Origin of the sequence: Chitinophaga sp. YR573, from assembly GCF_900110995.1 — a bacterium.
Classification (GTDB): Bacteria; Bacteroidota; Bacteroidia; order Chitinophagales; family Chitinophagaceae; genus Chitinophaga.
Genome location: NZ_FOJF01000002.1, coordinates 428,149 through 440,675, shown reverse-complemented (window position 1 = coordinate 440,675; position 12,527 = coordinate 428,149). Strand labels below are relative to the sequence as shown.

The window sequence follows — 12,527 nt, the reverse complement described above, 5'->3', positions numbered from 1 at the left end:
AGATTCCTATATAATTACAAATCAACGATGTATATCCATTTATTATTTTCAACTGTCCGTTTATGGAACGCAGACTGTCCGATTGTGGTCATAAAAAATCAGGGGGCATCTAATGATACCCCCTGACAATCTCCGGTTCCCGGTATTCGTGTATGGAACCGTGTTATATGACCAGCTAATTTTTAATAAGCTTCAGCGAAGGGACTCTCCAATACTGGTTACCCGATACCATCGTAGCTAAAAACCCTAATGTAACCTGTTGTTGCTGTGCCAGCGTAAACGTAAACTGGATGGTAGCAGTTGTCCCCGTTTTAGTTGGAAATGTAGTGTACCCCAATGCCGTTGAAAGATCACTGATATCAGGCAATGTGGTACCGGCAGCAGCCACAATATAAACCGGATCGAGCGCTTCAGTATAGCAGTTAACCTGGAAAATATAATTCCCTGCCGGAAGAGTAGTTGTTTGAGTAATTTTCCCGTTCACAATGTTAGCAGTGCCACCCCATCCCGATTCCATTACCAGGCATCCTCCTATATTTAACCAGGGTTCAGAAGCGTATCCGCCATAACCCGAATGGTTAATCACATTCGCGCTTGTAATCCAGGGAGCAGCCAGTGTTCCCCATCTGCCGCCATCATAGGTAGCTCTGTCAAAAGGACCTGTATTAGTCAAATAGAGACTGGTTACATCGGCTTTTACAGTATGTACCTCATAAGCAGTATAAAATGTATCAATAGCTGTAGCATTGGGCAGATAAGCTGTACGGTAACTAATGGCATTACCTGATTTGAAAGCAGGCAATGAAGTAGTTAAGCCTGTCAGATCCGATATGATCAGGGTATCATGCATCATACCTGTGTTATCAGCGTACTTAATCTGCATATTCATTATACCTGCATCTTTACTTACATCCGCCCAGCTAATCAACGCGGAACCGTCAGGCTGCATTTCTGCATTGGCGATTCCGCGGTTAATAAGCGCACTTTGGTACAAGGTACCAAAGACGTTAGCTGAAGTATTCACAGGAATAGAGATATTACCTTTGGCATCATAAGTCCTTATTTCAAAATTCATCAATCCTTCCGGCAAATCAGGGATGATTACACTGGGAGTATCTACGCCGGAAGTTCTTGTAACAGGCACTTCTATTGAATCCTGCCTGCTATTCCAGAACACCTTGTATTTAACGATTTTCGGATCGGATGTAAAAAGGCCGGTAATCTTTACCCTGCCGTTACCGGAATAAGCCACGACTGAATCCATTTTTCCAGGATAAGTGATAGCTCCTCCGGCCATGTATTTATCCTTGTAATCATCCATTTTAGAACAGGCGCTTATGATTAACACCAGCGATGCTATTATATAGTAAGTTGTAATTTTATGTTGTTTCATCTGTTTTAAATTATCATTTATCAGTTTGCACAATTACTAATTACCCCATAATGTAAACTCTGCAATATTTATAAAATAAGATCCCTGCCAGTTGGACAAGCTTCTTATTCTTATATAGCGGTAGGCGATTTGTCCGGCAGGGAAATCAAACTGCCAGCCATTGTACGCCAAAGTCTGATCAGCCGTTGTTTCCGTTGCGTAAGCAGATCCGGAAGGTTTCATAACATGACAGGTGGTTAGTTTGGTCCAGCTGGGATCCAGGCTGCCACTTAAATCCGGACTATTAGACGCCCATATTTCAAAATCTTTTACATTTCCTCTTACATAATAATTATTCCCCACTTCCAGGTATGGGTTTACCTGCATACGGCTAAGGATATGTGCCTTGCCAAGATCCAGCGTTACCATTTGTGAACTGCCTGCCTGTTCTACTGTAAATAAGCACTGTGGCCATCCCGGGTGGAAGTTGCCATCATAAATATATGGCACATCTGTACGACCTCCATTATTAAGAATGGTAGCATCATTGGGTAATACGTAATTGCTCCAGTCTGATTTCGGCAGCAACTGTTCGAATATAGGCGTAAGTTTTACAAATAATGTATCTGAAAAATTTAACCACCTGTCTCTTACCACAAAAGCATATGTTCTTTCTACCGCCGGTTGTCCTCTTACAGCGCTGGTAATAACCGGACTGTTACTATACACATTATCCATCCCAACGGTCTGTATCCATTGTCCCTTCCCGGCAGAATCCACCAAAGGGATAATGGCCAGATTTTCCAGTGTAGGGTTGTTACAGGTAAGGTTAAACCCACCAAAAGTAGCCACCACCTGCAATGACCTGAGTGCCAGGTCCACGGCAGGGGTTAAAGGATCTACAGTTGCTGTGACAGCCCCTGAGGATACTTCACTGGAATTCACCGAATACAGTTTTATAGTATGAGCCAGCGTATCTCCAAAACCATCTACTGTTAATGTATTCACATAATGAGAGGCTTTCACTTCCCTGGTTTGTCCCGGTGAAGTTTCATACACGGCTTTTACATAAGAAAGATCCTCATCTGCCGGTAATGTATAGGTAAGCGTTGCCTTACCATTCAGGTTTACTACCGATATACCGGATATAAGCCCCGGAGGGTTTGTATTAGTGACAATCGGTTTGTTTAATTCGTCTCTCTTACAGGCTGCTACAACTATTAATAGTAGCGTTATATATGATAGTTTTATTAGTCTCATCCTTTAATATTTTATTTTACCAGTTAGGGTTTTGCACCAGGTTTGGATTCACGAGCAGATCATTCTCCTGTATTGGCCACAGATAATCGCGGGGAGATACAAAATGTCTCGACAGGAAAGACACCTCACGGTAATACAACTCAGCTGTTTGTCCGCTTACAACCCAACCTGTTATATTTCCACTCAGTTCCTGTGCTGCTGTTTTCCAGCGTAACAGGTCCCAGAAGCGATGCCCTTCAAAACAAAGCTCTATGCCACGCTCCCGTTGAATGATAGAGCGCATACCATCTTTGGTTGTATATTTAGTAGGATTTTTACTAAAGCTTGTCCATGAACTTTCTACTGTTTGTAAACCAGCCCTTGCCCTTATCCTGTTAACATAATCCAATACATCTGCAGTAGGGCCCTGTACTTCATTCAAAGCCTCTGCATATAACAGATACAGATCTGCCAGTCGCATTTCAGGATATGGATAAGGGGGATAAGTGAGTGTATTCCAGTCCATATGCCAGTTCACTGTCTTTTTCATATAAAATCCGGCGATAGGTACTGGTGAAGACTGACTTAATTCACTACCGCGGGCCATCAGCCAGAAAGTATTTTCATCACTTTTTGACGGACTGTTTGCCATATACCAGATGCCTCTGTCAAATCCCAGATCAGCATAATATCTTGGCTCTCTGTCAAAATTTAATCTTGCCGTTGTTTCACCTTCTTTAACATTAAACCTTTCTTCATGAGTGGCAACCCTCAGTGCAGCAATATTCGAAAAATCCAGTGTTTTATCTTCATCGATCGGAACACCATTTTTCGTATAAAACATCTTTGCCATTTTAATAGTAGGACCTAATAAAGGGTGACCGCCGGTTTTCGAAGCCACTGCATTATTAAAATCGAACTGCCCTATCCCGCAACGCTGTAAAAAGGTGCAGCCCCAGCTAACACCACTGGTAGATCCCCATATTAACTCATCGTTCCAGGGTTCACTCATTGAATTCCTGATACTCATTTGAGTCATGGTAGTAGTACTAAGCGGTATCGTCTGTGCAGGGAAAGTATATAACTGTATATTTTGCGCAGTGCATAAATCTATAGCTGCTTTACATGCATCTGCAGCTCTCTGCCATTTCTCCACACTATAAGCAGGATTAAAGAGCGCCACACCATCCTTATTTCTGAATGAGCCATAGTCTGAATTACCATTAAATAAAGGGCTTGCTGCTGTTACTAATAGTTTTGCCTTTAAACTTAATGCCGCAGGCTTTGTAATACGTCCCAGTTCAGAGGATATATTATTGATACTTGAAGGAAGATTTACGGCAGCCATATCCAGCAGACTGGCAATATAATTCACCACACTATCTACCGGCTGACGTTTCACATATACCTCTTCCAGTGAAGCGCTGATAGGCAAATTCTTATCTATTACCGGAATAGGGCCATATGCCCTGAACATCACAAAATGATAAAACGCTTTCAGAAACTGCGCTTCTGCTATCCACCTGTTCCTGGTATCTATATCGAGGTCCGGTATCTTACTTTCATTACTTACGTTTTCTAAAAATATATTACAATCCCTGATAGCTTTATAAGATGCTATTCCATCTCTGCCGCCGCTCATGAAATTAGCGATCGGATCTGAGGTATTCTGATCTCCATAATCTAACCGTAACACGTTGGTAGATCTGATATTATTTGTGGGATCAAGCACGAAAACCTCATCGCTTGCAGAAAGACCTACATTGTATGTAGGGTCATAATCTACCGGCAAATAAGAATAACAGGTAAATAAATATTTTTCGGCTTCTGTTTTAGAGGTGAAAGCATTGTCTATTGTAGCCACATTATCGGGTACTACATTCAGAAAAGATTTTTTGCAGGAAATAGCCAATAACACTGAAAGTATTAAGAAGCACATCTTGTAATACCTGCCAACAAGTTTATTATCCTTCATATAATTAGTTCTTTATTTAAAACTTAAAATCCAACTGTCAATCCGGTATTAAATACCTTTTGAATAGGGTATCCCAGCCCTGAAGCACCCATTTCCGGGTCCCAGAGTTTAAAGGCGCTGATAGTAAATAAGTTCATCCCATTTACATAGATACGTCCGCTACTCAAATGGAACCGTTTCAAAAACTGACTGGGAATATTATATCCGATTTCGGCAGATTTTAATCGTAAGAATGAACCATCTCTTAACCACCAGGTAGATACTGGTGTATTATTTTCTGAAAGTGTATTACTTAAACGTGGCCAGAAAGCATAAGAGTTCCTGTTATCTTCAGACCAGTGATTATCAGCAATCACCTGTAATAAGCCATTCTGATTACCACCATTCAGATAAAAAGGAGTAGTATTTGCTGAGTTGATAATAAATGATGATCTGGCAGAACCCTGAAAGGCACCGCTGATATCAAAATTCTTATACCCCACTGAGAACAAAAAACCATATATCACTTCCGGAGTAGTAGGGAAACCAATAGGTACATAATCTGCATTGGTAATTTTTCCATCCCCGTTTACATCTCTGTATTTAATATCTCCCGCCATTGTACTCCCATATTGCACAGGAGAATTATTCACTTCCGCCTGATCAATAAACAGCTTCTCTGCAACAAGGCCATAGATCTGCCCCAGGGAATTACCTACTTTTGATAAATTCTTGTTATTCTCAGCATACTGAGGTTCTTCATTTACTAACAGTTTACTCTTTGCATAAGTTAAAGTACCCCGTGTTTGTATCCATAAAGAATTATTAAATGATTTATGATAATCCAGCGCAAGATCTACTCCCTTACTGGTAGCCTTACCTGCATTAGACGAAATATCTACCTGTAAACCCATTGAGGTAGGCATTGTACTTCTTACCATCAGAATATTACTACGATTCTGCTGGTATGCATCTACTGTTACTGTCAGATCTTTGAAGAGGATTAAATCCATTCCAAGATTGGTTTGTCTGGACAGTTCCCAGGTAATATTCTGGTTTTCGTAACGGTTTATATCTACAGTAGGTCTGCTATAATTAAAGTTTGTACCAAAGTATCCGGCAGCAGCACCATTTAAATTCACATCAGATAAATAGAAGAAACGATCCGTTGCACTACCTATCTGATCATTACCTACCAGGCCATATGTGAATCTGAACTTAAGCTGGTTAATTGTATTTGTTAATGGCTTAAAAAACTTTTCGTTAGATACTATCCATCCACCACCTATTGAAGGGAAAAAACCGAAGCGGTGATTCGCAGCAAAACGTTCTGAACCATTGAATCCGAAATTAAACTCTAACAAATAACGATTATCATATCCATAGGTAAACCTGCCAGAAACGCCTTCGTTCCTTGCTGGCAAAGACAATTGCAGGGTAGATGCATTCCCTGTAAGATAATTTCTGATGGTACCTATCAGCATACCACCTACACTATGTTTATCATTAAATATCCTGGCATAATTAATAGCCGCTTCCCCGTATGTGGTAGTATTCACATTTTTATCACCGGGATTATACGTTAAATATTCAGTGGGTGTTGTACCAACACTTCCGGAGGCCCCATCATTAATCAGGGTTAAGCCACTGAATTTCCCATCTACTGCGCTGGACATATAATAATAAGGACTGTACTGACGGGTTACTGCAAAATTTGCATACCGGCTGGTATAGGCCATCATTCTCACAGACAAACCTGGCGTAACAACATCCAGGTTTTGCTTTAAACTCAATTGCGCAGTCATGGTGCTGGTATTGGTTGCCTGAAAACCGGAAAGAGATTGCGCATATGGATTAACATACAACCCTCCTCCTCCTGGTATTAATGCATTTCCAAACAGCGGATGTTTTGCATATGGTAATAAGCTTGCCGGATAAACTGCCGGAAACGCCACAGGATTGCTCCATATAGCGTTATAGAATGTAGCAGCACCACCACCAATAGGACCGTTATAATCATCAAACTGCCCTTTAAGGCTCACCAGCGCTTCTGTTGTTTTTGTGAGGTTTAATGTAACATTCGATAAAAGCGAATAAGATCTCAGCTTAATGTTATTGCTGAAATTATTCAATGAGTTTTCTTTCAGAATACCATTATCCACATTATATGTCATGGCCAGATAATACTTAGACTTATCAGAACCACCGCTGGCATTTATATTAACTCTTTGATTGTTGGTGCGATTTTTAATGAGTTGTTCTATCCAGTTATTATTAGGATATAGTAATGGATCATCTCCGGCAGCCGTATGATCGATTTTATTCTGAGAATAAGGTAATGCACCAAGAGGATTTCTTGTTAGCACAGCCTCATTCGCCAGTTTCATATAAGTTACATTATCGGCCAGTGCAAAATTCCGGGTATTGGAAGAAGTTGAATTCTCCATACGCACGTTGAATTTCATTTTCCCGGCGCCACCTGTTTTGGTAGTGATCAATATCACCCCGTTTGCACCTCTTGCTCCATATAAGGATGAAGCTGTTGCATCTTTGAGTATGGAGAAACCTCCAATATCATCAGGTTGCAACCTCGCCAGGTCTCTTGAAGACGATTCTATATTATCTATTAATATAAGCGGATCAACTTTACCCGCCCCAAAAGTACCTACTCCCCTTACAAAGAACTGCGCATTATCTGCTCCTGGTTCACCACTGCGCTGATAAGAGATAATACCGGCTATCCTTCCCGCCAGCATAGTGGTAAGGTTGGAAGAGGGTCCTTTGAGTTCTTTTGGGTCGATACTGGTGATGGAGCTAACCAGACTTGTTTTTTTCTGTGTTCCATAAGCAACTACCACCACATCTTTTATAGTATTATCCTTGGGAGAAAGTACTATTTCATAATCATTCACACCATTTACGATGTTTACTTCTTTGGCTATATAACCTATATATTGAACAACCAGTGTTTTGCTGTTCCCCACCACTTTTAATTTAAAATACCCATTCTGGTCTGTTGTAACACCATTGGTGGTTCCCTTCAGCAATAACGTAGCCATTGGCAAAGGAGTTTTGTTATCCTCAGAAAGCACCCTCCCGGAGATCTGTTTATCCTGTGCGATTTCCTGATGCTGCTTTTCTGCCGGTTTACCTGGCTCTGCAGCAATCTTCTCCTCTCTTTTAATAAGGATCACATTTTTTTTCAGCTCATATGTCAAATTGTGTCCTTTTAGTACCTCATTAAGGACAGTGGTAACCTTAGCATCCGTATAATTTAACGGACCATTGATTATTTCACTCTTTAAGAGGGCTTCTTTGTAAAAAAACGTCAGATCAGTCTGCTGTTCAATAGACTGGAATATCTGTTCCAGAGTCATATTATTCCCTTTTATGGTGACTGTGGGAGTAACAGTCTGAGCATACATCGTGAAATTTAGAAAAAAGAGCAAAAAGGCTGTAATACTGATTTTTTTGCGCGCAAAATCTCGACTCGCAATTTTCATTAACGGGATAATTCTTTTCATTTTCCTTATTTGGTTGATTTTAACTATAACATGGAACTCATTTTGTCCTTCATAACAATTGGCTACTCTATAAAGACGACAGATTTATAAACCGGGTGAAGAAAATTGAAAAATAATTGTCAAAATAACATTTTAAAAACCGAACTACTTTTTATATATTTATTGTCAGTATCCCAGACGACTCTATCCACGTTATTTAATCAACCAGATTAAAAAGTATTTTTATGCCTGAATATACAGGAGATGAGGTTATACTTGCCTTATTAGAAAGGGGGAATGTCAGCAATGCATTCGAGTGCATTTTTAAGAAATATTACCGGTTAATGTGGACTAAAGCATACCTGGGTACCGGCGATCCTATTGAAGCCGACGACCTGGTCCAGTCTGTTCTCAGCAACATATGGGAAAGAAAACTATATCAGAATATCAATGGCAATCTTAAGACCTATCTGTTTACCGCTGTTCGCAACCAGGTAAATGATTATCATAAGATGAAGCAAAGGACCCATAAAAGGATTGAAAAATATGTAGAAACAGTTGATCAGTCTTATTTACCCGAATCAGATACCTATAAAAAACATCAGATAGAAGATGAATCGAAACTCCATGAACAACTGCAAGAACTGCTGAATGAGTTTCCTGCACAACGCCAGCGGGCATTTAATCTCGTATATATGCAACATAAAAAATACCATGAAGTTGCAGACAATATGGGCATCAGTGTCAATTCATTAAAAACTCACCTGAAAATTGCTGTTAAAACCTTACGGAACAAGCTGCATTTTCCAATATCAGAGTGAAATTCATCCCTTAAGTTAGCAACTAATGATATCCGATAAACAACATATTGATCAATTAATGGTGGAGAAGCTTTCAGGATATATTTCCGGGGAAGATGATCAGGAACTCCATCAATTGCTGGAGGATGACAAGGAGCTTAAACAGGTATATACCGGTTTACAGCAGCAACTCAACCATCCGGAAGCAAAACAATATCTTGATGAACTTGATGAAGACATTTTATGGCAAAAAAAGCAACATCTTTTTTATAGACGCAGTAATAAACATCTGCTGTACAGGGTTGCCGCAGGCTTGTTAATAGTTATAGGAAGCGGTTTCCTGTATACCTTTTTTCCCCGGGAACATAAACAAATGCCCATTGTTGCAAAACAATCGCCGGGTATCACCCTTCAGCTGGCCAACGGGCAAAAAATAAATCTCTCGGATAGCAGTCAGGCACCGGTACTTAGTGTTGGAACAGTTCAAATGCATCTTTCTCCCAAGAGTTTGCAATATGAAGCAACCGGTACCAGTCAGGCAGCTGCTATGAATATACTGCGGGTACCTGCCGGAAAGGATTACAAACTTACATTAACAGATGGTACTGAAGTATGGCTGAACTCCATGTCCGAAATCAGTTTCCCACTGGCATTCAATGGCAGCACACGGGAAGTATCCGTGCGCGGAGAAGCTTATTTTTCTGTGAAAAAAGATATTGATCATCCTTTTATAGTACATACCGGGGAGGTATCTATTAATGTATTGGGAACAGCATTTAATGTAAATACCTATAGTAATACCAATACTAAAATTGCGCTTTCCTCCGGCAAAGTTTCTCTTAAAAGTAATACCGGTAATCAGCAGATTCAATTACGTCCGGGTTATGAAGCTACCTGTGATAATGATTTCAGTGTAGATGAATTTAATCCAAAGAATACGCTTGCATGGATGGAAGGAAAATACTATTTCAAAAAATCCACCCTTAAAGATATTGCTATCGTCATTACCCGCTTATTTGATATACCTGTTGTTTTCGATGATGCAACAGTAGAGAATGTAACAGTTACCGGCGTACTCACGAAGAAAGACGGGCTGGCAGAGTTCATGGATAACCTGTCGCAAACAACCAGCATCAGGTATCAGTTAAGTGATCATGCATTACACATTCACTAATCATCATCGCCATCATCTTTTTTCAATAAATTCACAAAGGCAGCCCTTTTCGGAGCAGGAAAGGGAGTGCCTTTCATTCCATTCCACAATACGATGTTGAACTCCAGGTCAGGTACGTTATCTTCTTTGGAAAGATCAAACTGTTCTGAGCGTCGTTGCCATTCATTTATGGCAACATTCTTTTCCTGCAGATCTACCTGTGCAGCAACTGACTGAAATGGTGGATGACTGGCAGTCGCAGAAAAACAATTCCACATGGGCACAGCACCTGCATCGTACTGGCTCATTGGCGGAATGCCCAGGATGAGTTCAATAGTACGAAGCATAGAAGAAGTAGAATACATGGTATGATCAACATATCCCTGTTTTACAAATCCTCCTGCAACATAAGCAGTGCTACGGTGAGCATCCACATGATCCGCACCATTCTGTGCATCATCTTCAATTACAAATACGGCACTCTCATTCCAGATAGGGCTTTTACTCAGGTAATCTACAAACATACCTACTGCCAGATCATTATCTGCAACATGTGCTATAGGCGACAGCTTACCTTTTCGCAATCCTTCTGTATGATCATTTCCCATTCGCACAGAGTTAAAATGCGGTACCATATTTACAGACAGCAACGAATCAAATTCATGCTTCCACTGATTAAAACGGGTAGTGTCGTAAACGCTCAGGTTCCAGCCAGTGTAATATGGGCAAACATGCCCTTTCAACACAGGTATATTAGGCTTGGAATTATCAGCAAATTCCCCGTAAGTACGATATGATACCCCTGCACGCTGACAATGATCCCAGATGAAACCCTTAGGCGCATTGGCAATATCGCGGTTGCCTTCTCCGTCATAAACGCCGCCGCGTCCGCCATAACTGGTAGGCCAGGTCTTTTCAAGATAATCGGTAGCATAAGCGGCGGTACTCCAGTTATGACCATCTGCGCTCACTTCTGCATCCACATAAAAATTATCCAACAGTACAAATTCCCTTGAGAGTTTATGCAGATTTGGCGTTACATGTTCCCCGAAAAGAACAAGACTGGTATCACCATTCCCTTCTTTCATATCTCCCAGCACCTGATCATAAGTTCTGTTCTCCTTAATAATATAAAATACATATTTGATAGGAGAAGCTGCTCCTGTTTTCATAGGAATAGGATTGCCGGCTTCTCCTGCTGTAATACTTTCTTTTTCTTTGGTATAAGGGGTATTTTTATACACCTGCTGGGAAAATATGGCCAGTTGTTTATCTGTCGGCTCACTGATAATACTGAGGCTACCTTTAAACAGTCCGGCTATATATTGCACATCCTTTGGCCTGTTCTTATCTCCTCCCTGGTATTCCACGTCTTCCTTTTTCTTCAAAGGATTAGGCCCATAAGGATTGGCCATAGATGAGAATCCTTTTCCATTAGCCACATATATTTTCTTACCGATCACTTTAACATTTGTTGGATACCATCCTACGGGAATAAATCCTTTACTCCTGCTGGAACCGGGTTTGCTCACATCAAATACAGACAGGCAGTTGTTATCTGCATTTGCAATGTATAAAGTCTTCTGATCCTCACTCAATGCTACCCCATTTGTAGTAGATCCATTCGGTGCATTTGGGTAAAGTGCGGTATTCAATGTTTCTATTACCTTTTTTTGCGGAAGATCTATCACAGAAACGGAATTATCATTCGCATTGGCAACATACAGGTATTTCCCGTTTTTTGACAGGCACAGGTCATTGGGGTTATCTCCGACTTTAATCTCTCCGCTGAAACTGTTATGCTGTGTGTCGAAGATCAGTACTTTGTCGCATCCCCAACAGGTGATATACAACTCCTTTTTATTGGATGATAACAAACAATTATAACCTTCTCCGCCTAACGGCAACTGTTGTTTAATATTTTTTGTAGTAAGGTCAATGATGTAAAGTGAATCGTTCTCCTTTGTTAATACATACATGATCTGCTTCCTGTCATCTATCTCTATACCGGAAGGAGAGATTCTTACCGGCCATTTTTCACCCAGTCTGATACTATCTTTCAATATCAGCCTGTTCTGCTGTACGGCGTATTTAATTATACGATTATCATTACCACCCGAAGCATACAGGAATTTTTCATCTGCACTAAACTTCAAACCAAACCAGCTTTTCGGGATTACCACTTCATCTAAGACCTGCTGAGCTTTCACATCAATGAGCTGGATATTTTGTACACTTTGCCCGTTATTGGTTACCGCCATATATCTTTTAGAAGATGAAACGGCTATATTCAATGGGAGATCTCCAAGCGGCAGGTGTTCACCCACAGGCGTCAGCGACCAGCCATTGGGCAAATGTATACGACTGGCTTCAAGCTGTGCAGCGGTTTGGGAAAAGCTATCTGCAAAAGGTAATAGTGTAATAAGAATAACAAGAATGCTCCTCATAAGTCTTCGATTATCAGTAGCACAAGTTTATAATAAAATGGTCTCTTTCTGTATTAAAT

7 protein-coding genes are annotated in these 12,527 nt (G+C 40.6%); 2 read left to right on the top strand and 5 right to left on the bottom strand.

Annotated elements, in window-relative coordinates; translation table 11 throughout:
* Positions 1 to 175: 175 nt before the first annotated feature.
* From BMW86_RS21735 to BMW86_RS21720, 4 genes are read right to left on the bottom strand one after another with little or no spacing between them, the layout of a single operon-like run.
* Positions 176 to 1,393, bottom strand: a complete 1,218-nt coding sequence (locus BMW86_RS21735; protein WP_089785739.1) for a DUF4998 domain-containing protein — start codon at positions 1,391 to 1,393, stop codon at positions 176 to 178.
* Between the two features lie 36 nt (positions 1,394 to 1,429).
* Entirely contained in the window at positions 1,430 to 2,632 is a 1,203-nt protein-coding gene (locus BMW86_RS21730) for a DUF5000 domain-containing lipoprotein (RefSeq protein ID WP_089784049.1), read from the bottom strand.
* Between the two features lie 16 nt (positions 2,633 to 2,648).
* Entirely contained in the window at positions 2,649 to 4,586 is a 1,938-nt protein-coding gene (locus BMW86_RS21725) for a RagB/SusD family nutrient uptake outer membrane protein (RefSeq protein ID WP_089784048.1), read from the bottom strand.
* A gap of 23 nt (positions 4,587 to 4,609) precedes the next feature.
* Positions 4,610 to 7,942, bottom strand: a complete 3,333-nt coding sequence (locus tag BMW86_RS21720) for a SusC/RagA family TonB-linked outer membrane protein (protein ID WP_089785737.1) — start codon at positions 7,940 to 7,942, stop codon at positions 4,610 to 4,612.
* Positions 7,943 to 8,313: 371 nt separating this feature from the next.
* On the opposite strand from BMW86_RS21720, the gene BMW86_RS21715 reads away from it, so the two are divergent.
* A complete protein-coding gene (locus BMW86_RS21715) occupies positions 8,314 to 8,889 on the top strand; it encodes an RNA polymerase sigma factor (protein WP_089784047.1) in 576 nt (191 codons plus the stop codon).
* A gap of 25 nt (positions 8,890 to 8,914) precedes the next feature.
* Entirely contained in the window at positions 8,915 to 10,042 is a 1,128-nt protein-coding gene (locus BMW86_RS21710) for a FecR family protein (RefSeq protein ID WP_089784046.1), read from the top strand.
* Here BMW86_RS21710 and BMW86_RS21705 read toward each other — a convergent pair.
* Positions 10,039 to 12,468, bottom strand: coding sequence for a bifunctional YncE family protein/alkaline phosphatase family protein (locus tag BMW86_RS21705; RefSeq protein ID WP_089784045.1), 2,430 nt, complete (start codon positions 12,466 to 12,468; stop codon positions 10,039 to 10,041). The genes BMW86_RS21710 and BMW86_RS21705 overlap by 4 nt on opposite strands.
* Positions 12,469 to 12,527: the final 59 nt, after the last annotated feature.

Bases quoted from the DNA above. Each gene is read 5' to 3' on its own strand.
- BMW86_RS21705 (WP_089784045.1), bottom strand. From the start codon at position 12,468: ATGAGGAGCATTCTTGTTATTCTTATTACACTATTACCTTTTGCAGAT.
- BMW86_RS21725 (WP_089784048.1), bottom strand. From the start codon at position 4,586: ATGAAGGATAATAAACTTGTTGGCAGGTATTACAAGATGTGCTTCTTA.
- BMW86_RS21720 (WP_089785737.1), bottom strand. From the start codon at position 7,942: ATGACTCTGGAACAGATATTCCAGTCTATTGAACAGCAGACTGATCTG.
- BMW86_RS21735 (WP_089785739.1), bottom strand. From the start codon at position 1,393: ATGAAACAACATAAAATTACAACTTACTATATAATAGCATCGCTGGTG.
- BMW86_RS21730 (WP_089784049.1), bottom strand. From the start codon at position 2,632: ATGAGACTAATAAAACTATCATATATAACGCTACTATTAATAGTTGTA.
- BMW86_RS21715 (WP_089784047.1), top strand. From the start codon at position 8,314: ATGCCTGAATATACAGGAGATGAGGTTATACTTGCCTTATTAGAAAGG.
- BMW86_RS21710 (WP_089784046.1), top strand. From the start codon at position 8,915: ATGATATCCGATAAACAACATATTGATCAATTAATGGTGGAGAAGCTT.